Origin of the sequence: Methylobacterium sp. UNC300MFChir4.1, from assembly GCF_900110155.1 — a bacterium.
GTDB lineage: Bacteria > Pseudomonadota > Alphaproteobacteria > Rhizobiales > Beijerinckiaceae > Methylobacterium.
The window spans coordinates 22,028-44,069 of record NZ_FOCS01000010.1 but is presented as its reverse complement, the minus strand read 5'-3'; the positions used below and the strand labels follow the sequence as shown (position 1 = coordinate 44,069).

22 protein-coding genes are annotated in these 22,042 nt (G+C 73.2%); 8 read left to right on the top strand and 14 right to left on the bottom strand.

Annotation, left to right across the window (positions count from 1 at the left end; translation table 11 throughout):
• Positions 1 to 10: 10 nt before the first annotated feature.
• The 6 genes from BMY19_RS14965 to BMY19_RS14940 form a co-directional block, all read right to left on the bottom strand.
• A complete protein-coding gene (locus tag BMY19_RS14965) occupies positions 11 to 565 on the bottom strand; it encodes a F0F1 ATP synthase subunit B family protein (protein ID WP_244534929.1) in 555 nt (184 codons plus the stop codon).
• Between the two features lie 168 nt (positions 566 to 733).
• On the bottom strand, positions 734 to 961 hold the full coding sequence (locus tag BMY19_RS14960; RefSeq protein WP_007566773.1) for a F0F1 ATP synthase subunit C: 228 nt from the start codon (positions 959 to 961) through the stop codon (positions 734 to 736).
• Between the two features lie 66 nt (positions 962 to 1,027).
• Complete coding sequence (locus BMY19_RS14955) at positions 1,028 to 1,783, bottom strand: F0F1 ATP synthase subunit A (protein WP_020093394.1); 756 nt, start codon at positions 1,781 to 1,783, stop codon at positions 1,028 to 1,030.
• Between the two features lie 74 nt (positions 1,784 to 1,857).
• Positions 1,858 to 2,232 (bottom strand): AtpZ/AtpI family protein, encoded by a 375-nt coding sequence (locus tag BMY19_RS14950; RefSeq protein ID WP_056525259.1) that lies wholly within the window; start codon positions 2,230 to 2,232, stop codon positions 1,858 to 1,860.
• 191 nt (positions 2,233 to 2,423) lie between these two features.
• Complete coding sequence (locus tag BMY19_RS14945; RefSeq protein ID WP_100252149.1) at positions 2,424 to 3,068, bottom strand: DsbA family protein; 645 nt, start codon at positions 3,066 to 3,068, stop codon at positions 2,424 to 2,426.
• An 89-nt stretch (positions 3,069 to 3,157) separates the two neighbouring features.
• Entirely contained in the window at positions 3,158 to 3,640 is a 483-nt protein-coding gene (locus BMY19_RS14940) for a DUF721 domain-containing protein (protein ID WP_020093391.1), read from the bottom strand.
• A gap of 133 nt (positions 3,641 to 3,773) precedes the next feature.
• Between BMY19_RS14940 and mutY the strand changes: the two genes are divergently transcribed.
• Positions 3,774 to 5,117 carry an A/G-specific adenine glycosylase gene (gene mutY, locus BMY19_RS14935; RefSeq protein WP_100252247.1) on the top strand — a complete coding sequence of 448 codons (1,344 nt, stop codon included), beginning with the start codon at positions 3,774 to 3,776 and terminating at the stop codon, positions 5,115 to 5,117.
• Positions 5,118 to 5,217: 100 nt separating this feature from the next.
• Here the strand turns inward: mutY and BMY19_RS14930 are convergent, their stop codons facing one another.
• Positions 5,218 to 6,408: a site-specific DNA-methyltransferase gene (locus BMY19_RS14930; RefSeq protein ID WP_280141631.1), complete on the bottom strand. Its 1,191-nt coding sequence runs from the start codon at positions 6,406 to 6,408 to the stop codon at positions 5,218 to 5,220.
• A 586-nt stretch (positions 6,409 to 6,994) separates the two neighbouring features.
• Between BMY19_RS14930 and BMY19_RS14925 the strand changes: the two genes are divergently transcribed.
• From BMY19_RS14925 to BMY19_RS14905, 5 genes are all read left to right on the top strand, one after another.
• Positions 6,995 to 7,345 carry a septal ring lytic transglycosylase RlpA family protein gene (locus BMY19_RS14925; protein WP_100252147.1) on the top strand — a complete coding sequence of 117 codons (351 nt, stop codon included), beginning with the start codon at positions 6,995 to 6,997 and terminating at the stop codon, positions 7,343 to 7,345.
• A gap of 123 nt (positions 7,346 to 7,468) precedes the next feature.
• Positions 7,469 to 7,783 (top strand): polyhydroxyalkanoic acid system family protein, encoded by a 315-nt coding sequence (locus tag BMY19_RS14920; RefSeq protein WP_100252146.1) that lies wholly within the window; start codon positions 7,469 to 7,471, stop codon positions 7,781 to 7,783.
• A gap of 80 nt (positions 7,784 to 7,863) precedes the next feature.
• On the top strand, positions 7,864 to 8,100 hold the full coding sequence (locus tag BMY19_RS14915) for a hypothetical protein (RefSeq protein WP_026604965.1): 237 nt from the start codon (positions 7,864 to 7,866) through the stop codon (positions 8,098 to 8,100).
• 66 nt (positions 8,101 to 8,166) lie between these two features.
• Positions 8,167 to 9,969, top strand: a complete 1,803-nt coding sequence (locus tag BMY19_RS14910) for an ATP-binding cassette domain-containing protein (protein ID WP_056525268.1) — start codon at positions 8,167 to 8,169, stop codon at positions 9,967 to 9,969.
• Between the two features lie 44 nt (positions 9,970 to 10,013).
• Complete coding sequence (locus tag BMY19_RS14905; protein WP_020093384.1) at positions 10,014 to 11,513, top strand: carboxypeptidase M32; 1,500 nt, start codon at positions 10,014 to 10,016, stop codon at positions 11,511 to 11,513.
• Positions 11,514 to 11,560: 47 nt separating this feature from the next.
• Here BMY19_RS14905 and BMY19_RS14900 read toward each other — a convergent pair whose 3' ends face one another.
• Positions 11,561 to 15,037, bottom strand: a complete 3,477-nt coding sequence (locus tag BMY19_RS14900) for an ATP-binding protein (protein WP_100252145.1) — start codon at positions 15,035 to 15,037, stop codon at positions 11,561 to 11,563.
• Positions 15,038 to 15,059: 22 nt separating this feature from the next.
• Positions 15,060 to 16,298: a metallophosphoesterase family protein gene (locus tag BMY19_RS14895; protein ID WP_100252144.1), complete on the bottom strand. Its 1,239-nt coding sequence runs from the start codon at positions 16,296 to 16,298 to the stop codon at positions 15,060 to 15,062.
• Between the two features lie 243 nt (positions 16,299 to 16,541).
• Between BMY19_RS14895 and BMY19_RS14890 the strand changes: the two genes are divergently transcribed.
• Positions 16,542 to 17,327 (top strand): endonuclease/exonuclease/phosphatase family protein, encoded by a 786-nt coding sequence (locus BMY19_RS14890; RefSeq protein ID WP_170862974.1) that lies wholly within the window; start codon positions 16,542 to 16,544, stop codon positions 17,325 to 17,327.
• On the opposite strand, the gene BMY19_RS14885 is transcribed toward BMY19_RS14890, so the two are convergent.
• From BMY19_RS14885 to BMY19_RS14870, 4 genes are all read right to left on the bottom strand, one after another.
• Positions 17,245 to 18,681 carry a phospholipase D-like domain-containing protein gene (locus tag BMY19_RS14885; protein WP_020093380.1) on the bottom strand — a complete coding sequence of 479 codons (1,437 nt, stop codon included), beginning with the start codon at positions 18,679 to 18,681 and terminating at the stop codon, positions 17,245 to 17,247. The genes BMY19_RS14890 and BMY19_RS14885 overlap by 83 nt on opposite strands.
• Positions 18,682 to 18,746: 65 nt before the next feature.
• On the bottom strand, positions 18,747 to 19,058 hold the full coding sequence (locus BMY19_RS14880; protein WP_100252143.1) for a hypothetical protein: 312 nt from the start codon (positions 19,056 to 19,058) through the stop codon (positions 18,747 to 18,749).
• 140 nt (positions 19,059 to 19,198) lie between these two features.
• Positions 19,199 to 20,011: an enoyl-CoA hydratase gene (locus BMY19_RS14875; protein WP_100252142.1), complete on the bottom strand. Its 813-nt coding sequence runs from the start codon at positions 20,009 to 20,011 to the stop codon at positions 19,199 to 19,201.
• Positions 20,012 to 20,129: 118 nt separating this feature from the next.
• Entirely contained in the window at positions 20,130 to 20,600 is a 471-nt protein-coding gene (locus tag BMY19_RS14870; RefSeq protein WP_091976969.1) for an AMP-dependent synthetase, read from the bottom strand.
• 285 nt (positions 20,601 to 20,885) lie between these two features.
• On the opposite strand from BMY19_RS14870, the gene BMY19_RS14865 reads away from it, so the two are divergent.
• A complete protein-coding gene (locus BMY19_RS14865; protein ID WP_020093376.1) occupies positions 20,886 to 21,299 on the top strand; it encodes a hypothetical protein in 414 nt (137 codons plus the stop codon).
• A gap of 25 nt (positions 21,300 to 21,324) precedes the next feature.
• Here the strand turns inward: BMY19_RS14865 and BMY19_RS14860 are convergent, their stop codons facing one another.
• On the bottom strand, positions 21,325 to 22,014 hold the full coding sequence (locus BMY19_RS14860) for a uracil-DNA glycosylase (RefSeq protein ID WP_100252141.1): 690 nt from the start codon (positions 22,012 to 22,014) through the stop codon (positions 21,325 to 21,327).
• Positions 22,015 to 22,042: the final 28 nt, after the last annotated feature.

The following is a 22,042-nucleotide window of genomic DNA, read 5'->3' as shown; positions in this document are numbered from 1 at the left end:
TGGGATCCCGTCAGTGTGCGGTGGCGTCGAGGGCGCGGTCGAGGCTCGTCCGGTCCGGGGCCTGCCCGGTCAGACGCTCGACGATGGCCGACGCGGCCTCACCCGCGATCGAGCGGACGTTGCCCATGGCGGCCTCGGTCCGCGTGCGGATCGTCGCCTCGGAGGCGGAGAGCTTGGCGTTCAGCTCGTCCTCCAGCGCCTTGCGCTTGGTCTCGGCCTCAGCGGCCAGTTCGTTCCGGGTGGTCTGCGCGATGTCGCGCGCCTTGCCCTGGGCGTCCCGGAGGGCGGTCTCGAAGGCCACGCCGGCGGCATCCGCCTCGGCCTTCATCGCCTGCGCCTGGTCCAGGTCGGCACGCAGGCGCTCGGCGCGGGCGTGCAGGATCGACTGGATCCGCGGCAGCGCGATCTTGTCCATCAGGTAGTAGAGGAGGCCGAAGGCCAGGGCGAGCCAGATCAGCTGCGCCAGGAAGCCCGAGGTCTCGAAGGGCGGGAAGGCGCCGGAATGCGCTTCCGTATGCTCGACATGGCCCGGCACGACCTGCGTGTCGGCGCCCGGGGGCGGCATGGTGAGGGGATTGGGCTGCGCCATGAGACCGCTACACTGACACCGTTCGCTGAGGCCACCGCCGGCGCGGTGACGGACGAAGGCGGACGCCCCGTTGCGGGAGCGTCCACCCGTTCATCGGGCCGGGGCCCGGGAGGAGACCGCGGGGACCGCGGCCTCTGGCGCCGATCAGACGGCGAAGAGCAGCAGCAGCGCGATCAGCAGCGAGAAGATGCCGAGCGCCTCGGTGAGGGCGAAGCCCAGGAGCAGGGTGGCGCGCTGGCCGTCGGCCGCGGACGGGTTGCGAAGGGCGCCGGCGAGGAACTGACCGAACAGGTTGCCGAGGCCGATGCCCGCACCCGCCATGCCGAGGCAGGCGAGGCCGGCGCCGATGTACTTCGCAGCGACGGGATCCATGGTAACTCCTGAGGTCTCTTCAGATCGAAACGTGCGGTGACGTTTGCGGCGGGTGGAGCCGGCCGATCAGTGGCCGGGGTGAAGGGCGTCGTTGAGGTAGATCGCCGTCAGCGTCGCGAAGACGTAGGCCTGAAGCGCCGCAACGAGGAACTCGAGAGCGGTCAGCGCGATCGTCAGGAACAGCGGGAGCGGCGATAGCACGCTCCAGGCGCCCGCGAGAAGGAGCTGGACCACGAAGAACGCGAAGATCTTCATCGCGATGTGGCCGGCCAGCATGTTGGCGAACAGACGGACCGACAGGCTGATCGGGCGCGAGATGAACGAGATCACCTCGATCGGGACCAGGATCGCGAGGAGCGGCTTCGGCACGCCCGACGGCACGAACAGGCCGAAGAAGTGGGTGCCGTGCTTCATCACGCCGAAGATCACCACGGTGGAGATCACCAGCGCGGCGAGGCCGAAGGTGATGATCAGGTGGCTGGTCACCGCGAAGGCGTAGGGGATCATGCCGAACAGGTTCAGGACGAGCACGAACATGAACAGCGAGAACACGAGCGGCATGAACCGCTTGCCGCCGTCGCCCGTCGCCTGGTGCACGGTGTCGGCGATGAATTCGTAGAAGATCTCGGCCAGCGACTGCATGCGGCCCGGAACGACCGAGCGGGACGCGGTCGCCACGATGGTGATGAGCGCGATCACGCCGACGGCGGCGAACATGTAGAGGGCCGACTGCGTGAACGCGAGCTGCTGGTGGCCGATATGGCCCAGCGACACGAGCGGCTTCAGCTCGAACTGATGGATCGGGTCGATCGTGACCGCCATTCCCGCTTCCGCCCTTCTTGTCCGGCGCGCCGACGGGTGTCGGCCGCCCCACATTCCCCACTGACCGGCGCGCCTTATGGCTCCTGCCGATCGCGCCGTCCCGGACGCGCGCCGGCGAAACCCGACGCCCGCATCACGTTGTAGACCCCCGCGACGAACCCCAGCATCAGGAGGACGATCAGGCCCCAGGGCTTCGTCCCGAAGACATGATCGACGATCCAGCCGAGTATGCCCCCCGCGATCACGCCCGCGACGAACTCCGTGGAGAGCGTCATGGCCTGGCCCAGCGAGGATGGCCCGCCGTCCCGAGGGCGCGTGGAATGACCGGGAGCAGCCTGCGGCCGCTTCCGTTCGATCTGCGTCTCGAGACGTCTGAGCCTCGCGGAGAGTTCGCTGTCCGTCGGCGTCTGCTCGGTCCCTCTCCCGTCCCTCGGATCGTCGCCGTTCACGGCTCAAAACTCATCGGGCGGGAAGCTGTGGAACCGGCTGGACACCCCCAGCAAGCGGGGCGCACCATAGTTTCGCCTATCTTGAGTGTCAAGGCGAACCCCATACACCGTAAGTAATTGATTTTAGTTTGGTATTCCAACTTTGTGCGATGCGCCGGAGCCGCGCCGCGCGCGAGGCCCCGGCGGGCCGATCAGGCGCCGATGATCGGCTTGATCACCTTCTCCATCCCCTCGACGGTCATCTCGCCGGTGTAGCGCTCGCCGTTGATGAAGAAGGTCGGGGTCGAATCCACCTTGAAGACGTCGAGGCCGCGCTGCTTCACGGCGTTGACCGCGCTGTAGATCTTCTGGTCCTTCAGGCAGGCCTCGAAGGTCTGCTTGTTGTAGCCCGCCTGCCGGAGCATCTGCTCCAGCGCGTCCACGGGCTTCGGCGTGAAGGCCCAGGCCGCCTGCTGATCGAACAGCAGGTCGGTGATCGGGTAGTACTTGGCATCGCCCTGGCAGCGCGCCAGCATGAAGGCCGCGGTGGCCAGCGGGTCGAGGGGGAATTCGCGGAGCGTGAACCGCACCTTGCCGGCGTCGATGTAGCGCTCCTTCAGGGTCGGCCACGTGGTCCGGTGGAAAGCCGCGCAGTGCGAGCAGGTCATCGAGGCGTACTCGATGATCGTGCACTTGGCGTCCGCCGGGCCGAGCCAGACGTCGCCGAGGGGGCCCGGCTGCAGCAGGGCCGCCATCTCGGAATTCTGCGCCCGGGCGGGACGTCCGAGATACGGCAGGGCGAGGCCGGCGCCGAGGGCGAGGCCGGAGAACTTGAGAGCGTCGCGTCGCGTCGTCATCGGGCAGGCTCCGCCGGATTGATCAGTCGTGGCGTCCGGATGCCGGTACTCGGGCGCGACCGTCCTGGCAAGGTGACCGAATCGACCGTTCACCGCTCCGGGCGCGTCGCCACGGCGGCGGTGCCGAGGCGATCGAGGGCCGCGCGCAGGCCGTCATCGGCGATTCCCGCCACGGCGCGCTGGACCTCGACGGCGGCGGCCGGATCGACCCGCGCGCGGGCGGGCGCCCGGCCGGCGCGCCCGACCCGGTCCTGCTGCAGCACGATCCGGGAGACGCAGGCCCAGCCGTAATGGGCGTTGATCCGCTGGATCACCACCGGCGCGAGATGCTGCAACTCGAGCGCGAAGACGCCCTCGACGCGCACGACCAGCGTGCCGGATTCGGGCGCGGCGGACTCGCTCCGGCGGCGCTTCGGCCATTCCAGCTTGGACGGGCGGCAGTAGCGCGCCAGCCGCTCGCCGACGATCTCCGGCCACGCGGCCAGGATGTCGGTCGAGGCGAAACCCTGCGCCGCGAAGGCCGGCCCGATGCAACTCTCGATCAGTTCGGCCAGCGGTTTGACGCGCGCCATGGTGGTTCCGGCCCCGTGGATCCGAGAAGGTTAGCGCAGGATGGTTGACGAAGGGAGCACGCGCCGGCGCTTTCGCCGCCCTATGATCGCCGCGGCGCTCCGGCTATGCAGCGCGACCCCTGTCGACCCGCCCATGCCGCCTCGCACAGCCACGGATCCTGAAGCCGGTCCCGGACCGCGCGCCGACGACCTGCTCGCCTGGTACGACCGGCATCGGCGGGTGCTGCCCTGGCGGGCGCTCGCCGGCGCAGTCCCCGATCCCTACCGGGTCTGGCTGTCCGAGGTGATGCTGCAGCAGACCACCATCGCGGCGGTGCGGCCGTATTTCGAGCGCTTCCTGACGCGCTTCCCCGACATCTTCGCCCTGGCCGAGGCGCCCGAGGAGGCGGTGATGTCGGCCTGGGCCGGCCTCGGCTACTATTCCCGCGCGCGCAATCTGCACGCCTGCGCGAAGGCGGTCGCGGCGGCCGGCGGCCACTTCCCCGACACCGCCGAGGGCCTGCGCAAGCTCCCGGGAATCGGCGCCTACACGGCCGGCGCGATCGCCGCGATCGCGTTCGACCGGCCGGAGGCCGCCGTCGACGGCAATGTCGAGCGGGTCCTGAGCCGGGCCTACGCGGTGGCGGCCCCGCTCCCGGGCAGCCGGCCGGAGATCCGCCGCCTGACGCAGGCGCTCGTCCCGCAGGAGCGGCCGGGCGACTTCGCCCAGGCGCTCATGGATCTCGGCGCGACGATCTGCACGCCCAAGCGCCCCGCCTGCGCGCTCTGCCCGTGGATGCGGCCCTGCCGGGCGCGGTCGCTGGGCACGCAGGAGACCTTCCCGCGCAAGATCAGGGTCGCCAAGGGGGCGCTCCGCCGCGGCGCCGCCTTCGTGGCGATCCGCAGCGGCGACGAGGCGGTGCTGCTGCGGACCCGCGCCCCCGAGGGGCTGCTCGGCAACATGGCCGAGCCGCCGGGGAGCGCCTGGGAGCCGGATTACGACGTGGCCGCCGCCCTGCTGGACGCGCCCCTCGACGCGCGTTGGAAGCGGCTCCCGGGCCTCGTCCGCCACGGCTTCACGCATTTTCCCCTGGAGCTGACGGTGTTCGTGGCCCGCGTCGCGCTGGCGACGCCGGCTCCGGCCGGCATGCGCTTCACGCCGCGCGGCGCCCTCGCGGACGAACCGCTGCCCGGCCTCATGCGCAAGGTCCTGGCGCACGCCTTCGACCCGAAGCCGGAGCCCGAGAAGAAGCCGCGCGGGCGCCCGAGGAAGGAACCGCCGCCGATGCCGCTGCTGGCGGCGATGGAGCCACCGGTCTCGATGCCGGATCCGGACCCGCGCCCGCGCGTGCGCGCTGTCCCGAAGCCGCAGCCGAAGGCGGCGCCGGTGCCGCCGCAGGAGACGGACGAACTGTTCGAAGGCGAGGTCGAGCCATCGCCCGCACCGGCGCGGGCCCGGTCATCGCCGCGGCGGCCGGGGCCGGCCCGGAAGCGGTAGCCGACCGTCATCGCGAGCGCAGCGACCCAGGGCAGCGCGACATCTGTCTGCGTGGCGCTGCTGGACTGCTTCGCTCCGCTCGCAGAGACGGTGTGCTGGCTCAGCCGTTGGCCATCGCCTGCCGGAGACCGGCCCGGTAGCTGTCGATCACCACCGGCTTGCCGCCGCGCTCCACGTGCCAGAACGTCCAGCCGTTGCAGGCCGGCAGGCCCTGCACGAGCGCGCCGATCTTGTGGATCGAGCCGATGACGAGGCCGTTGTCGAGCTGGCCGTCCGGGCGCACCGTGGCGCGGAACCGGCGGCGCTCGTCGGTCACGGTCTCGCCGGGGCGGATGTGGCCCGCCTCGATCACCGACAGGAACGGGACCCGCGGCTCGGCGCGCTTGGTCGGCGCCACCATGAGGGCGGCCCTCGACAGGGTCTCCACGGCGGCGATCCGCTCCCGGGCCGCCTCGGCGTAGATCGCCTCGCGCTCGATGCCGATGAAGCGGCGGCCGAGGCGCTTGGCGACGGCGCCGGTCGTGCCGGTGCCGAAGAACGGGTCGAGCACCAAGTCGCCGGGATTGGTCGCCGCGAGCAGCGTCCGGGCGAGCAGAGCCTCGGGCTTCTGGGTCGGGTGGACCTTGCGGCCCTCCGCATCCTTCAGCCGCTCCTCGCCGGTGCAGAGGGGGATGAACCAGTCCGAGCGCATCTGGAGGTCCTCGTTGCCCCCTTTCAGCGCCTCGTAATGGAAGGTGTAGCCCTTCGAGTCGGCCGAGCGCGAGGCCCAGATCAGGGTCTCGTGGGCGTTGGTGAAGCGCTTGCCGCGGAAGTTCGGCATCGGGTTGGCCTTGCGCCAGACGATGTCGTTGAGGATCCAGTAACCGAGATCCTGCAACGCGCTCCCGACCCGGAAGATGTTGTGGTACGACCCGATCACCCAGAGGGTGGCGTTCGGCTTCATCACGCGGCGGCAGGCGGCGAGCCAGTCCCGGGTGAAGGTGTCGTAGGCCTCGAAGGTCGCGAACTTGTCCCAGTCGTCGTCGACCGCGTCGACGCGGCTCTGGTCCGGGCGCAGGAGGCCGGCGTCGCCGAGCTGAAGGTTGTAGGGCGGGTCGGCGAACACGCAGTCGACGCTCGACGCCGGCAAGGCGTTCATGGCCGCGATGCAGTCCCCGACGAGTACCTGGTCGAGGGGCAGAGAACGCTGGGCGGGTACGAGACCCATCCGTGGCGCCGACGCGGGCCGCCCGGCACGCGAGACCTGTTTCCGGGCGACGGCGTCGGCAGCCACGGTACGCGGGGAAGCCATGGCAAACACCGGTTACGCGACTGACCGGCAGACCATGCGCCGGGTACGGTAAAGGTCACGTTGTCGATTTCGCGTCCGGCGCGTCCCGTTCTGGGGCTGCAGATTTTGCCGACCGGGCGCCCGGACAATCCTCCGACAGATTAAGCAACCGTTACCCGGCCGCGCGGCGCCGCCGGGATCGGGCGACAACACTCTATCCCTGCGGGTCGCGCGCGGCCGCGGCAGCCTGTGCTTGGGAAACAGCCGCGCACGACAATCATCGTCGTGCCAGGGGCGCCGGGCGGGTCGCGCTTCCACCTCAGCGGGACGCAGGGTCACGCTCCGCGCAAGGCTTAAGAATGATGTCCTATTTTGCATCCTCCCCGACGGAGGCGAGCAGTTCTTGCTGAATACGCAGAACCACACGCCAATGCATCACCCGCAACAAGAGCGGAAATAAACTGAAATAAGCCGCCATGTAATGGGGATGACCAGCGCGAAATCGGCCAAAATGTGACCCCGACAGCCCGAAAAAGCCTGCCATATTCCGGCCCGTTTCGGGCACGACTGGCGCCGCCCCGACAAAAACAATGGGAATGCGTCGAGAATGTCGTTCGGTTTCGGTAAGCTCGTTGTCTCGCTTGGAATGCTGTCCACCGTCGTCGGAACAAGCCTCCCGGCTGCCGCCCAGAGCGGAGCGGCCTCCTGGTACGGGAGCGGCCATCGCACCGCCAACGGCGAGCGTTTCAACCCCAACGGACTGACCGCCGCCCATCGCAGCCTGCCGTTCGGCACCCGGGTCCGCGTCGAGAACAAGCGGACCGGCCGCTCGATCGTCGTGCGCATCAACGATCGCGGTCCGTTCGTGCGCGGCCGCATCATCGACCTGTCGCGCGGCTCCGCCCGCGCCCTCGGCATGGGCGGCGTCAGCTACGTGTCGCTGCACGTCGTGCACTGACCCTTCACGGGCATCGAGCGCCCCGGCGCGCCTCCGCCCGCGCGGGCGGCGCAGCCTCCGGGGCGTTGTCTGCCGGACCCGGACGCACCATCTGCTGCCGGGTTCAGCTCGGATCACCCACCCATGCCCAAGCCCCTCATCGTCGACATCCCGCACGACCTCGGCCGCGACGAGGCCAGGCGGCGCCTGGAGCACGGCACGGATCAGGCGCGGGCCCTCCTGGCCAAGAGCGGAATCACGGTGGACCAGCTCGCCTGGACGGGCGACCGGCTCGATTTCGGCGTGTCCGCGGTGGCGCAGAAGATCGCCGGCACGATTGACGTGGGCGCGGAGAGCGTGCGCCTCGAGGTGAAGCTGCCGTTCCTCCTCGCCCTGTTCGCCGAGAAGATCCAGAAGGTGGCGAGCAAGGAGGGCAACCTCCTGCTGACGAAGAAGTAGCCCTCCGGAACCGGATCCGCCGCACTCTGTTTCCGCGGGACCGGTGCCGCTGTGCACCGCCGGTCTCGCGGAGGATGACGGTGCCCGATTTCACGCTCGCCGACCCGGGGCAGGTCCCCGAGGTGCCGCCGCAGCCGACGCCGGTGCCGGACCGCCCCTACGATCCGCCGCAGGCGCCGACCCAGCCGCCCGGGCCGGAGATCCCCGGGAACACCCCGGCGGAGGCGCCGGGCATCCAGCCGCCCGAGATCCCCGTCAACGATCCGGGCGTGCCCGAGATCAGCCCGCCGACGGGACCGGCCAACCCGATCGCCTGACCGGGCGCCGACAGACCGGGGCGGCTCTGTTTGAACAGGCCGCCCCGCACTGCCATAAGCCGGCCCATGGCCGCTCCCCCGCTCCTCACCCTCCAGGACGTCGCGCTCACCTTCGGCGGCACGCCGCTGATCACGGGCGCGAGCCTCGCCATCGCGCCGGGCGAGCGCACCTGCCTCGTCGGCCGGAACGGGTCGGGGAAGTCGACGCTCATGAAGATCGCCGCGGGCCTCACGGAGCCCGACCGGGGCCGGCGCTTCGTCCAGCCCGGCACGACGATCCGCTACCTCGCGCAGGAGCCCGATTTCACGGGCTTCGCCACCACCCTGGATTTCGTCGAGGCCGGCCTGCCGCCGGGCGAATCGACCCACCGCGCGCGCTACCTGCTGGAGAGCCTAGGCCTGACCGGCGCGGAGGATCCGAGCAAGCTCTCCGGCGGCGAGGGGCGCCGCACCGCGCTGGCGCAGGCGCTCGCCCCCGAGCCCGACGTGCTGCTCCTCGACGAGCCCACCAACCATCTCGACCTGCCGGCGATCGAGTGGCTCGAGACCGAGCTGAAGGGCACCCGCGCGGCCCTCGTGCTGATCAGCCACGACCGGCGCTTCCTCTCGGCCCTGTCGCGGGCCACGATCTGGCTCGACCGCGGCGAGACCCGCCGGATCGACCAGGGCTTCTCCAGCTTCGAGGCGTGGCGCGACGCCTTCTTCGAGGAGGAGGAGCGGGACCAGCACAAGCTCGACCGCAAGATCGCCGCCGAGGAGCACTGGCTGCGCTACGGCGTCACCGCGCGGCGCAAGCGCAACGTCCGCCGCCTCGGCAACCTGCACGAACTCCGGCAGAACCGACGCGAGGTGCGCCGCCCCGTGGGCAGCGTCAGCATGCAGGCCTCGGACGCCGAATCTTCCGGGAGCCTCGTCGTCGAGGCCCGGGACATCGCGAAGAGCTACGGCGAGCGCAGGATCGTCGACGGGCTGTCCCTGCGGGTGATGCGGGGCGACCGGCTCGGCATCGTCGGGGCGAACGGCGCGGGCAAGAGCACCCTGATCAACCTGCTGATGGGCCGGCTCGCGCCGGATGCCGGGCAGGTGGTGCTCGGCACCAACCTGCTGCCGGTGGTGCTCGATCAGGCCCGCGCCGTGCTGGAGCCCGGGATGACCGTCACCGACGTGCTGACCGGCGGCCGCGGCGACAGCGTCACGGTGAACGGCCAGAGCCGCCACGTGATCGGCTATCTCAAGGACTTCCTGTTCACGCCCGAGCAGGCGCGCACGCCGGTCTCGGTTCTCTCCGGCGGCGAGCGCAACCGGCTGCTGATCGCCCGCGCCCTGGCCCAGCCGGCCAACCTCCTCGTCCTCGACGAGCCCACCAACGACCTCGACCTCGAGACCCTCGACCTGCTCCAGGAGATGCTGGGCGACTACCAGGGCACGCTGATCCTGGTGAGCCACGACCGCGACTTCCTCGACCGCGTGGCCGGCAGCGTGCTGGTCTCGGAGGGCGCCGGCCGCTGGGTCGAGTATGCCGGCGGCTACAGCGACATGCTGGTCCAGCGCGGTCAGGGCGTCGAGGCGCGGACCGTCGCGCCGAAGGCGAAGGAGTCGCGCGAGCGCGCCGCCGCGCCGGCCGCCCAGCCGTCGGGCAAGCCCAAGCTCGGCTTCAAGGACCAGCACGAATTGAAGACCCTGCCGGCCCGCATCGAGAAGCTGGAGGCGGCGATCGCCCAGCTCCGCACGATCCTCGCCGACCCCGAGCTCTACGCCCGCGACCCGGCCCGGTTCGACAAGGCCTCGACCATGCTGGCCCAGGCCGAGACCGAGCTGTCGCAGGCGGAGGACCGCTGGCTGGAACTGGAGATGCTTCAGGCGGGATGAGACCCGCCGCATCGCGCCGCGAGACGTACCCGACCGGAGACCGCATGACCGCCTATCAGACCCTCGAACAGCGCTTCGCCCGGCTCGCCGCCCTGGAGGGCGCGGCCGGGATCCTCGGATGGGACGCGCAGACCCTGATGCCGGACGGCGCCGCCGAGGCCCGCGGGGACCAGCTCGCGATCCTGCGCGGGCTCGCCCACGGGATGCTCACCGCCCCCGAGGCCGCCGAGGAGCTCGCGGCGGCCGAGCAGGGCGGGGGCCTCGAGCCCTGGCCCGCCGCCAACCTGCGGGAGATGCGCCGCGCACAGGCCCACGCCACGGCGGTCCCCCGCGACCTCGTCGAGGCCAGCTCCCGCGCCGTGTCCCGCTCGGAGATGGTCTGGCGCGAGGCGCGGCGCGACGCCGATTTCGCCCGCCTCGAACCCCACCTCGCCGAGGTGCTGCGGCTCCAGCGGGAGATCGGCCAGGCGAAGGGCGCGGCCCTCGGCCTCGATCCCTACGACGCGCTCCTCGACAGCTACGATCCCGGCATGCGCCGGGCGACGATCGACCCGCTCTTCGCGGACCTGACCGGCTGGCTGCCGGCCCTGATCGCCCGTGCCCGGGAGATCCAGGCGTCCCGGCCGGCGCCGCTCCCGCTCGCCGGCCCGTTCGACGTGGCGGTGCAGCGGGACCTCGGCCTGAAGCTGATGGAGGCGGTCGGCTTCGACTTCACCCGCGGCCGGCTCGACATCAGCCTGCACCCGTTCTGCGGCGGCGCCACCGACGACGTGCGGATCACGACGCGCTACGACGCGGCCGATTTCGGCCGGGCGCTGATGGGCGTTCTCCACGAGACCGGGCACGCCCTCTACGAGCAGGGCCGGCCGGCGGCGTGGCGCAACCAGCCGGTCGGCGCGGCGCGGGGGATGAGCCTGCACGAGAGCCAGTCGCTCATCGTGGAGATGCAGGCCTGCCGGAGCCGGGAGTTCTTCAGCTTCCTGGCGCCGCTCCTGCAGGCGGCGTTCGGGCGGTCCGGGCCGGAATGGTCGCCGGAGAACCTGCACGCGCTCAACACCCGGGTCGCGCCGGGCTTCATCCGCGTGGATGCCGACGAGGCGACCTATCCGGCCCACATCCTCCTGCGCTACCGGCTGGAGACCGCGATGATCGCGGGCGACCTCGCGGTGCGCGACCTGCCGGGGGCATTCAACGACGGCCTGCGCGATCTCCTCGGGCTCACGGTGCCCGACGACCGGGTCGGCTGCCTCCAGGACATCCACTGGCCGAGCGGGGCCTTCGGGTATTTCCCGACCTACACGCTCGGCGCCCTGGCGGCCGCGCAGCTGTTCCGGGCGGCCCGCGCGGCCGAGCCGGCGCTGCCGGGCTGCCTCGCGCAGGGCGATTTCGGGCCCCTGCGGGACTGGCTCCGCACGCATGTCCACGCGGTGGGGAGCCTGCTCGACACCGACGACCTCCTCACCCGCGCCACCGGGACGAGGCTGGGCACGGCGGCGTTCCGGGCCCATCTGGAGGCGCGCTACCTCGGGGGCGCGGGCGGCTGAGACGCGGTGGCCGGGGAGGGGACGAACGACCCCTCCGCCGGCGACGCCTAGAGCGTCACCACGTCGACGGCGTCGCCGAGCCGGTCGCGAGCGATGTCCGCGACGTGGCGGTGGTGCGTGAACAGGATCGGCTGGACCCGGGCGCCGATCGCCGCCAGCGCATCGAGGCCGTAGCCGGTCCGGGTCTCGTCGAAGGTCGAGAACAGGTCGTCGCCGATGAACGGGGCCGGCTCGGCGCGGCCGGCGTAATCCTCCAGATAGGCCAGCCGCAGGGCGAGATAGAGCTGGTCGCGGGTGCCCTCGCTCATGCCCTCGATGGCGACCGTGCCGCCGCCGGCGCGCTGCCCGGCGAGCTTCGGCGTGTCGGCCTCGTCGTAGATCTGCGCCAGACCGGAGAACGCGCCGCCGGTGAGAGCCTGGAACAGCGCGCCCGCCCGGGTGACGAGCGGGTCCTGCTGCCCCGCGCGGTGGCGGGCGACCGCCTGCCCGAGCATCAGCCCGGCGAGCCGCAAGACGGCCCAGGAGCGGGAAGCCGCCTGGAGATCCGCCTCAGCGGCCTTGCGCTCCGCGAGGGCCAGCTCGGCGCCGGTGCCGCCCTCGAGCTCCGCCCGCCGCCGCTCCGCCCGGTCGCGGTCCGCGAAGATGACCTGCCCGCGCTCGGCCTGCTCGTCGGCCTCGAGCGACAGCCGCGCCAGCTCCGCCTCGATCGCCTCCGGCGACACGGTCTCCAGGCCGGCGCGCAGCTCGGCCTCCGGAAGCCCGTCGGCCGCGCCCGCGAGCGTGACGCGGAGCCGCAGGCGCTCGGCGCGCAGCGCCTCCCGCGCGCTGAGGCGGCCGAACAGCCGGTCGATCTCCGGCGTCGGTGCCGCAGCGAGGTCCGGCATCACCTCGGCCACCTGCCGGGCGAGCGTCGCCCGCGCCGCGTCGCGCGAGTCGCAGGCGCCGCGATGGGCGGCCTCGGCCTCGTCGCGGCGGCGGTCGAGCTCGGCGCGGCGCGCCTCGCGGGCCTGCGCGGCGACGAGGCGGCCGTGGAGCGATCGGACCGCGCCGGCGGGCGACACCTCCGCGAGGTCGGGCGCCAGGGCCTCGACCAGGGCGGCGGCGTTGGCTCGGAACGCATCCATGTCCCGGCGGATCCCCGCCGAGCGGCGCTGTAGGGCGGCCCGCTCCGCCAGCCGGTCGGGCACGCTGCGCCACGCCTCCATCGCGCCCTCGGCCTCCTCCGGACCGGCCGTGCCGTCGAGGCCGAGGGGCAGCAGCGCCGCCTCCCAGTCGGCCCGCCAGGCGGCCCGGCGGGCGGCGGTCTCCGCGAGGCTCGCCTCCAGCCGCGCGACGGACAGTCCGGCCGCGCGCAGCAGGCCGGCGGTCTGCAGGTTGGCCTCCCAGCGGCTCGCCAGGGCGGCGATCCGCACTTCGAGACCGTCCAGCGCGGCGGCGATCTCGAGGTCCGGCGCGGCGTCGAGGCCGGCGCGGCTGCGCAGGTCGGCCAGGGGCCCCCGCGCGGCCTCGATCCGTGCCAGGAGGCGGTCGGCCTCGATCCGCTGCGCGGCGAGGCGCTGCTCGGCCTCGATCAGGCTCTCCACCTCGGCGAGCCAGGCCGCCATCTCGGCCGGAGGACCGGGCACGAGCCCGGCGGGCCGCCACGCCTCGCGCCACGCCGCCTCGCCCGCCGCGATCTCCGCGGCGAGACCGGCGAGGACGTCGTCGGCTCGCGCGGCCTCCGCCTCCTCGGCGGCGAGCCGTTCCAGGTCGGCCGCGTGGGCGGCGACCCGGGCGGCGTCGGAGGCGCGCTCGTCCGCGACGCGGTCGGCCTCGAGGAGCGCGCGCTCGAAGGCCGCAACCTCGGCGACGGCGGCCGCCCGGCCGGCCGCGAGGGCGTCGCGCAGCGGCGCGAACGCCGCGTCGCGGGTTGACCGCAGGGCGTCGAGCCGCTCCCGGGTGGCGACGGGCCGGCCGGCCTCGCGCTCGCGCAGCCGTGCCCGGGTGACCGCGACCTGCCGGCGGGCCGCGTCGCACCGGTCGGCGGCCCGTTCGTGCTCGCGGGTCTTCGCCTCGAGGCCCTGACGGTAGCGCGCGACCGTGTCGGGGGCGGGCAGGGGCGTCCGCACGAGGGCGGCGAGGTCGGGCACCGGCGGCGACAGCCGCTCGGCCTGGTTGCGCAGCAGCGCCGCCTCCCGGCGGATCGCGCCGTCGAGGGTGTCGCGGGCGGCGATCCACTCGTGCAGTCGGGCGAGGGGCTTCAGCGCCTCCCGGAGCGGGGTCGGATCCCGGGCCGCGTCGGCCGCCTCCACCTCGCGGGCGAGGCGTTCCTGCTCGGCGCGGGCGGCGGCGAGGTCGCGGGCGATCTGCTCCTCGGCGGCCGCCAGGGTCCGACCGTCGCGGATCAGCCGCTCGGTCCGCGCCCGCGCGGCGTCCGGGGGCTGGCGGGCCTCGAGCGCGGCGAGGTCGGGCACGCCGATCCGGGCGCGCAGCCGCTCCAGATCCAGCCCGACCTTGTGGGCGTCGCCCTCGATGCGGGGCAGGTCGGTGCCGCCCTTCTCGAACTCCCGGGTGCCGCTGAACGCCGCCAGGATCTCGTCCGCCCGATGGGTCAGCCCCGGCTCGACCGGCACCGATTCGGCCTCGCCGCGGGCCCGGTCGCGCGCGGTCTCGGCCCGCTCCGCCTCGGCGTCCGCGGCGCGGCACGCGTCCAGGGCCGCCCCCAGGCGGGCGATCCAGGCGGGATCCGCGTCGACGAGGTCGGTCTCGGCGGCGATGCGCCGCTCGAGCGCGTCGATCTCGGCGATGATCGGGCGGACGCGCTTGAACCGCTCCAGCCGGGCGCGCGCGACCGCGCCGGCCTTCTGCTCGGACCGGAGCGCCTCGAGCTGCGCGGCCGCTGCGGCGATCTCGTCGTTCAGGGCGCGCCAGTCGCCGGCGCGCAGGCCCCGCTCGCGGATCGCTCGCCGGGCCGTCTCGTGGCGCTCCAGCGCTTGGTAGAAGGTCCGGTGCTTGGCTTGGCGCGGGGCGAAGATGGCGTCGGCCTCCGCGTCGAGCGTCGTCTGCAGCTCCGTGAGGCCGCGCAGGCCCGAGCCCGCTGCGAACAGGCTCGCACCGACCTCGCCCTCCACGTCGACCATCTCGCGGCCCCCGGCCCGGAGGCTCGCCGCGTCGAGTCCGAAGGCCCGGCAGAACACCGTCCGGGACAGGCCGCCGAGGAACGGCGCCAGCGCGTCGTCGGCGAGCGGCGCGTCGGCGGCGTCGATGAGGGTACGGCTGTTGCCCTTCCGGCGGCGGAAGGACAGCCGGCGGCCGTCGACGGCGGCGATCTCGGCGCCGAGGCGCAGCTGCGGCATATCGTGCAGGAAGGCGTAGGGCGTCGTCTTCCCGAAGCCGAACAGCAGGTCGGTGACCGCCGCCAGCGCGGTGCTCTTGCCGGCCTCGTTGGCGCCCAGCACGACGTGCAGGCGCGCGTCGGGCCGGAACGCGACGGTGCGGTCCGTGAAGGCGCCGTAGCGCTCCAAGGCGAGGCGGATCAGGCGCATCGGGGGTCCATGGGCGCGCGCCTCAGCAGTGCCGGCCGCCGAGGCGTCCGAGGACGAGGGCCTCGGCCTCGGCGCAGAGCGCGTCGAACTCCGCGTCGAGGTCGGCCTCGGCGGCGGCCGTCCCCGGCATCCGGCCGCCGATCTCGGCCAGCGCCGCCTTCGCCCGGGCGCGGAACTCGGGGTCGCGGTCGAGGTCGGCGAGCAGGGCCGCGGGGTCGATGGCGGCGCCGGTCGGCTCCGCCGCGGCGCGCGGGCGGCGGGTCTCGATCTTCAGGCGCTCCAGCCAGATGTCCTCGTGCAGCCGGTGCGCGGCCGCCTGGATCTCGGCCGTCAGGGACTCGCGATCGGCCGCGAGGGCGTCGTGGGCCCGGGTCGTCCCGGCGAGGTGGACGCGGACCAGGAGCAGCCGGCGCGCCGCGATCCCGGCCAGGGGCCTCAGCGCCGCCTCGACGGCCTCGACGGCGCCGCGCGCGTCGGCCACCGCCGCGAGGTCGACCGTGATCTGCTCGAATCGCGCCCGGTCGAGGGGCAGGCGGCTGACGCCGGTCACCCGCCCGTCGGCGACGTCGACCACGACGGCGCCCTTCTCGCCGCACTCGCGCACGCTCCGGCCCTGGAGATTGCCGGGGAACACGATCCAGGGATCCCGGGACAGCTCCGCGTACTCGTGGATGTGGCCCAGCGCCCAGTACTCGTAGCCCCGGGCCGCGAGGTCGGCGACCGAGCAGGGGGCGTAGGTCTCGTGGGCGGCGTGGCCGGTGCAGGAGGTGTGCAGGACCCCGAGGTTGAACCAGCCCGGCACGGCGGCCGGGTAGGTGAGCGAGAGGTTCTCCTCCACGGCCCGGCCCTGGAAGCTGCGGCCGTGGACCGCGACGCGGAGCGCGTCGAGGCGCAGGGTGCCGGCGCGGGCGGTCGGGAAGACGTGGACGGAGGCCGGCAGCGTGATCGAGCGCGTGATGACGCTCTCGGCGTCGTGGTTGCCGCGCACGAGGATCGTCCGGATACCGGCGCGGTCGAGGCGGGCGACCTGCCGGGCGAAGAACAGGCCGATCGTGGTGTCGGCCCAGTCGCCGTCGTAGACGTCACCCGCGACAACGACGAAGGCGACCGACCGCTCGATCGCCTGGCTCACCAGATCCTCGAAGGCCTGCCGGCTCGCCGCGGCGAGGCGCCGGGCCAGTTCCGCGTCGCGCGCGGCGAGGCCCGACAGCGGGCTGCCGAGATGCAGGTCGGCGGCATGGATGAAGCTGAACGCCGTCATGGCCTCCGGACGGGATCGGTGGGATGGCGGTGCGCGGCGATCCGCGGAGCGGCCGGCGTCGCCCTGCCGGCTCTTAGGCCGCCGACCGGGTCCGCCTCAAGCGGCGCCCGGCGATGGGCTGTGGGGCGCCCAGGTCGGACCGCGCCCGCGCCCGGCGCGCATGCGGTCGAACGTCCCGGCTCCGGGCGCGTTAGAGCGTGGCGGTGGCGGGAGCGCCGCGCGTTGAGGTACGAGACCGGCCCGATGAATCCTGCTGCACGCCCGGCCCGCTCCACCCCCGCACCGTCGCCCGTCACGCCGATCCGCCCCGCCGAGCGGCCGCACCAGCCCTTCAAGATCGTGAGCTGGAACCTGCTGCGGCGCACCGGCGCGGCGGTGGACGACGTCGCCGCCCTCGTGGCGCAGGAGAAGCCCGACCTGCTGCTGATGCAGGAGGCGACCCGCGCCATCGGCTTCCTGCTGGACCGGATCGGCGGCCACTACGCCTGGGCGCCCCTGCCGGGCCGGATCCACGGGCTCGCCATGTGGAGCCCGAAGCCCTGGGCGGCGCCGCCCCGGGTCATCGCGCTCCCCTCCGGCGCCCTCGTGCACCGGGTCTGCCAGATCCTCGATCTCGGCGAGTTCGGCGTGGCCAACGTCCACCTGTCGCACGGACAGATGCTGAACCGGCGCCAGCTGCGGCGCATCGTCAGCGAGCTGCCGCCGCGAGCGGCCGTGCTCGGCGACTACAATATCGTCGGCCCGGCGCTGATCCCGGGCTTCCGCGACGTCGGACCGCGGCAATCGACCCACGCGATGGTCGAGGTGCTGCCGCTGCGGCTCGACCGCTGCCTCGCCCGCGGGCTCGTCTGCCACGCGCACGCGGTGCTGCCGCGGGGACGCTCCGATCACCGGCCGATTGTCGTCCATCTCGGCCCGGCGCCGGAGGCGCACGCCCCCGCCCGGTTCAAAGGTATGGCAGCAGCAGTCGCACGCCTGCGTCGCGCAGACGGATCGGCAGGCCGCGCGCGGCGAGATCCTCCCGGCTGAGCCGCGCCTCCATCTTGCCGCGCATGAACCGGTCGAGGTCGGCGGCGAGGTCGGCGTCGATGATCTCGACGTTCAGCTCGAAATTGAGCCGGAAGCTGCGCATGTCCCAGTTGGCGCTGCCGACGAAGCACCAGATGTCGTCGACCACCATCGCCTTGGAATGGTCGAAGGGCGGCTCGTCGAGCCAGACGTTCACGCCGGCCCGCAGCAGCGGGTCGAGATGCGCCCGGGTCGCCCAGTCGATGTAGGGATGGTCGCTGACCCGCGGGATGATCACGTCGACGGTGATGCCCCGGGTCGCGGCCTGGGCGAGCGCGCCGGTCACCAGCTCGTCGGGAAGGAAGTAGGGCGTCACGAAGCGCACCGACCGGCGCGCGCAGGCGAGCGCCTGGAGGATGACCTGCTCGATCTTCTCGACGTCCGCGTCCGGGCCGGAGGTCACCGCCCGGGCGACGCTCGGTCCGCAGGGCTCGAGGTCGACGAACCACGGGGGGCCGTCGAGGATCTCGCCGTCCACGAAGGCCCAGTCGGCCGCGAACGCGGCGGCGAGCTGCTCGACCACGGGGCCGGTCAGGCGGAAATGCGTGTCCCGGATCGGGTGCTCGGGCTTCAGGGCGACGCGGTTCGGGTGCGAGATGTTGAGACCGCCCGTGAAGGCGATCCGCCCGTCGACGATCAGCAGCTTCTTGTGCGAGCGCAGATTGAGGAACGGCATCCGCCAGGGGAGGGCGGAGTGCATGAACAGGGCGGCCGGCACCCCGGCGGCCGTCAGGCGGTGGTAGACCGGCGCGCGGAAATAGCCGCCGCCGATCCCGTCGATGATGACGCGGACCTGCACGCCCCGGGCCTTCGCCTCCACGAGGGCGTCGCAGAATTCGCGGCCGGTGGCGTCGTCCCGGAAGATGTAGCTCGACAGGCCGATGCTGGACCGCGCCTCGCGAATCGCCGCCAGCATCTGCGGATAGCCGGCGTCGCCGTTGCGGAACATCTGCACGGTGTTGCCCGCGAAGGCCGGCAGGCTCGTGATCCGCCGGATCGCCCGGTCGAGGGGCCAGAGCGCCTCCGGCACCACGGCGTCGTCGGTGTCGGGCAGCTGCGTCGCGTCGGACGGCTTGGTCCGCAGCCGCCGCGCGCGGCGCGAGACCCGGTTGATGCCGAAGGTCAGGTACAGGGCGGTGCCGAAGATCGGCGACAGCCACGCGAGCCCGATCCAGCCCACCGCCACGCTGACCCGGCGCTTGCGCAGCAGGGCGTGCAGGGTGACGCCGATCGCCAGCGCGAAGCCGATCAGGGCCTCGACATCCGACCGCATCAGGGCGGTCGACTGGACCCAGCGGGTGATCGCGTTTTCCAAGGTGAGGCTATCCGGGTTCGCGTCGGGAGGCGCCGGATCGACCTGAAGCGCATGCGGCGGGCGGATTAATCCGCCGGCTTGGCCGGATGCGCAATGGGCGCGGCGGCCGCGGGCCGCTCGCAGCGATAGGGTCCGCTGCCGTCGAGGGCCCCGTACAGGACCCGGCCGCCGGAGGCGATGCAGCGCGCCTTGGCCTCGGCATAGGGCCGGTGGAAGCTCCAGATGGTGATCATCGGCCCGATCGTCGCGAGGCAGACGCCGCCGAAAATCAGGGCGGCCGCCCAGGTCGCGCCGTTGCGATTGGGCCGCGGGGGCCGCGGCGGCGGCATCGTGCCGTAGAAGGACAGCGTCAGACCGAGCAGGTCGAGGGTGCTCATCAGCCGTTCCGCGTGGCGGCGCCGAGTCCGGCAGGGTCGGACAGGCCCCTCATCCTAGGGCAGGGCGGCGCCATCACCTATGCGCGTCGCGCCGGAGGGCCTGCGTCGTATCGCGCCAGTGCGCGGACCGGGACGCCGGCTCACGGCTCCCAGCGGGGCGGCCGCTTGCCCAGGAACGCGTCGATCCCCTCCTGCGCGTCGGCCATCATCATGTTCCGGGTCATGACCTCGGCGGTGTAGCCGTAGGCGTCCTCCAGGCCCATCTCGATCTGCCGGCCGAACGCCTCCTTGCCGATCGCCAGGACGCGCCGGGCCTTCCCGGCGATCCGGGCCGCCAGGGCGCCCGCCGCCGCGTCGAGCTCCGCCTCCGGCACCACGCGGTTGACCAGCCCGATCCGCAGGGCCTCCGCGGCGTCGATCGGCTCACCGACCAGCAGCATCTCCAGGGCGGCCTTGCGCGATACGGCGCGCGACAGGGCGACCATCGGGGTCGAGCAGAACAGGCCGATCTGCACCCCCGGCGTGGCGAAGCGGGCGGTCTCGGCGCACACGGCGAGATCGCATGTGGCCACGAGCTGGCAGCCGGCGGCGGTGGCGATCCCGTGGACGCGAGCGATCACCGGCTGCGGCAGGCGCGTGAGGCTCAGCATCAGCCGGGCGCAGGTGCGGAACACCGCCTCGGTCGCCTCGCGGGACGGATCGGCGCGCATCTCCTTGAGATCGTGCCCGGCGCAGAAGGCGGGGCCGGCCCCCTCCAGGATCACCACCCGCACGGACGGATCCGCGCGGATCGCGTCGAGCTGCTCCTGGAGCGCGCCCATCAGGGCCATCGACAGGGCGTTGCGGGCCTGCGGCCGGTTCAGCGTCAGCGTCGCGACCCCGTCGGCATCGCTGCGCAACAGCACCGGCTCCTCCGGGCTGGCGGCGTGGGCCGTGGCAAGGGCTGCGGTCATGGCGGCGTCTCCCGGCGCCGGCCTCCCTGGCACGGGGCCGGTCGCGTCGCCGGACGGTAGCACGCAGGGTTCAGGTCCGCGACGGTGCCGCGGCTCGCGATCCGCGATGCGGCGGTTGTCAGGCGTGCTCGGCCAGGGCGAGGTCGAGGCTCGCGTAGTCGGCGCCCGGACCGTTCCACCACACCGCCGGATAGGCGGTGAGCCGGCCCATCACGCCGGCATAGGCGTCGGCGAGCGCGGTATCGACCACGACCAGCCCAGCGCCCGACTGCGCGAGGCTTTCCGCCAGCGCCGCGTCGCGGCCGGCGCAGTCGAGGCAGACCACGCGCAGCCCGAGGCGGGTGAGGCCGAGGCGCATGGCCTCGACCTGCCCGAGATCCTGCACTAGGAGCGCCACGGCCTGCCCGGCCCGCAGGCCCTCGCCCCAGGCCCAGCGCGAGACGCGGTGCGGACAGACCGCCGCGACCGGCACCGCCGGCGCGCCGCGCCGCTCCGCGCTGGCGGCTCCTTGCGCGCCCGGCCGGGCGCGCCGGTCGGCGTCGCGAGCCGGGAGTGGGATGGAGGCCGCCGGGTGATGGACGCCGTACATGCGATGCGGACCGCCTGAATCTGGACACACTGCAGGTCCTGGCGTGACGCGAGCAGGTTAACACTCTCTCTCACCCGGGCGTTCCGTCGAAAAACGACCGTCTTTTCGTCGACGCGCGGGCCGGTGACTGGACCTATGGCGAACGGGCCGTGAACCGGGACGGGTGAATTGCCGACATCTCGGGTCGCATCTTCGGTCGCATTGGCGCGCGCGCGGGTCCGGCCTATGTCCCGCCCGCCAGAGGCGGCCCGCGAGAGGCCGCCCCCGATCGAGGAACCGCCGCGCATGCGCCCCACAACGACCCGGATCACACTCCTCGCCGCCGTCACGCTCGCGGCCCTGCCGGCGCAGGCGCAGATCCGGAACGCCCCGTCGCCGCGGGCCCTGGAATTCGCCGCCTACATCTTCGCGGCCTCGAACGTCTGCGGCTACCGGATCGGCAGCGACCAGTTCGAGGCCCTGCTGGCGAAGCAGAACGTGCAGATCGGCGACGTCCAGCCGCGCGGACCGTTCGGCAACCGGGTGCAGACCATGTTCACGCTGATGTCGAACCAGATGGCGCAGAACCGCGACCAGGCCTGCCTCGCGGTGGCCGGCGAGTACGGGCCCGAGGGCACGGTGGCAAAGAACGTGCTCCTGCCCGCCGGCCAGGACCCCGCCGCGCCGGCGAAGCCCGCCGAGCCCGCCAAGCCGCAATAGCCCATTCGCGGGATCGCCGCCGGCCTCACCCGAGGCGCCAGTCGATCGGCGGGCGCCCGTGCGCGGCGAGCCACCGGTTGGCCCGGCCGAACGGGTCGGAGCCGGGGAAATCCCGCGCCCGGTTGAGCGGCGAGGGGTGTCCGCTCTCGAACACGCCGTGGCGGGTCGCGTCGATGAGCGCGGCCCTGGCCCGCGCCTGGGCGCCCCAGAGCAGGAACACGGCGGGCTCCGCGCGGGCCGAGACGGCGCTCACGGCCTGATCGGTCAGCGCGGCCCAGCCGTAGCGCAGGTGCGCCCCGGCCTTGCCGGACTCGACGGTGAGTGCGCTGTTGAGCAGGAGCACGCCCTGCCGCGCCCAGGGCGTCAGGTCGCCGCCGGCGGCGCGGTCGGATCCCGCCTCCGCCAGGATCACCTTCAGCGAGGCGGGCAGGCGACCGGAGCCGACAAACGAGAAGGCGAGGCCGTTGGCGTCGCCCGGTGTCGGGTAGGGGTCCTGCCCGAGGATCACGGCCCGCACGTCCTGCAGCGGGGTCTCGGCCAAGGCGCGGAAGATCCGGTCCGGTGCCGGCAGGACGCGGGCGCCCGCGGCGATTCGGGCATCGACCCGCGCCGCCACGGCGTCGGCCTCCCCGCCGGCGAAGAACGGCAGGCTCAGCCAGGGCGAACCGGAGGCGCGGAAGGCCGTGAGGGCGTCGGCGACGGGTGTGGCGGCCATGGTCTCTCGCGATCGGTTTCCACGCCGA

What these genes read in the sequence shown, in the direction of transcription:
- BMY19_RS14860 (WP_100252141.1), bottom strand. Translation starts at nt 22,014, where the DNA reads ATGGCCGCCACACCCGTCGCCGACGCCCTCACGGCCTTCCGCGCCTCC.
- BMY19_RS14920 (WP_100252146.1), top strand. Translation starts at nt 7,469, where the DNA reads ATGCCCAAGCCCCTCATCGTCGACATCCCGCACGACCTCGGCCGCGAC.
- BMY19_RS14930 (WP_280141631.1), bottom strand. Translation starts at nt 6,408, where the DNA reads ATGGCTTCCCCGCGTACCGTGGCTGCCGACGCCGTCGCCCGGAAACAG.
- BMY19_RS14865 (WP_020093376.1), top strand. Translation starts at nt 20,886, where the DNA reads ATGCGCCCCACAACGACCCGGATCACACTCCTCGCCGCCGTCACGCTC.
- BMY19_RS14925 (WP_100252147.1), top strand. Translation starts at nt 6,995, where the DNA reads ATGTCGTTCGGTTTCGGTAAGCTCGTTGTCTCGCTTGGAATGCTGTCC.
- BMY19_RS14910 (WP_056525268.1), top strand. Translation starts at nt 8,167, where the DNA reads ATGGCCGCTCCCCCGCTCCTCACCCTCCAGGACGTCGCGCTCACCTTC.
- BMY19_RS14945 (WP_100252149.1), bottom strand. Translation starts at nt 3,068, where the DNA reads ATGACGACGCGACGCGACGCTCTCAAGTTCTCCGGCCTCGCCCTCGGC.
- BMY19_RS14890 (WP_170862974.1), top strand. Translation starts at nt 16,542, where the DNA reads ATGAATCCTGCTGCACGCCCGGCCCGCTCCACCCCCGCACCGTCGCCC.
- BMY19_RS14960 (WP_007566773.1), bottom strand. Translation starts at nt 961, where the DNA reads ATGGATCCCGTCGCTGCGAAGTACATCGGCGCCGGCCTCGCCTGCCTC.
- BMY19_RS14895 (WP_100252144.1), bottom strand. Translation starts at nt 16,298, where the DNA reads ATGACGGCGTTCAGCTTCATCCATGCCGCCGACCTGCATCTCGGCAGC.
- BMY19_RS14870 (WP_091976969.1), bottom strand. Translation starts at nt 20,600, where the DNA reads ATGTACGGCGTCCATCACCCGGCGGCCTCCATCCCACTCCCGGCTCGC.
- BMY19_RS14940 (WP_020093391.1), bottom strand. Translation starts at nt 3,640, where the DNA reads ATGGCGCGCGTCAAACCGCTGGCCGAACTGATCGAGAGTTGCATCGGG.
- BMY19_RS14875 (WP_100252142.1), bottom strand. Translation starts at nt 20,011, where the DNA reads ATGACCGCAGCCCTTGCCACGGCCCACGCCGCCAGCCCGGAGGAGCCG.
- BMY19_RS14955 (WP_020093394.1), bottom strand. Translation starts at nt 1,783, where the DNA reads ATGGCGGTCACGATCGACCCGATCCATCAGTTCGAGCTGAAGCCGCTC.
- BMY19_RS14965 (WP_244534929.1), bottom strand. Translation starts at nt 565, where the DNA reads ATGCCGCCCCCGGGCGCCGACACGCAGGTCGTGCCGGGCCATGTCGAG.
- mutY (WP_100252247.1), top strand. Translation starts at nt 3,774, where the DNA reads ATGCCGCCTCGCACAGCCACGGATCCTGAAGCCGGTCCCGGACCGCGC.
- BMY19_RS14900 (WP_100252145.1), bottom strand. Translation starts at nt 15,037, where the DNA reads ATGCGCCTGATCCGCCTCGCCTTGGAGCGCTACGGCGCCTTCACGGAC.
- BMY19_RS14880 (WP_100252143.1), bottom strand. Translation starts at nt 19,058, where the DNA reads ATGAGCACCCTCGACCTGCTCGGTCTGACGCTGTCCTTCTACGGCACG.
- BMY19_RS14905 (WP_020093384.1), top strand. Translation starts at nt 10,014, where the DNA reads ATGACCGCCTATCAGACCCTCGAACAGCGCTTCGCCCGGCTCGCCGCC.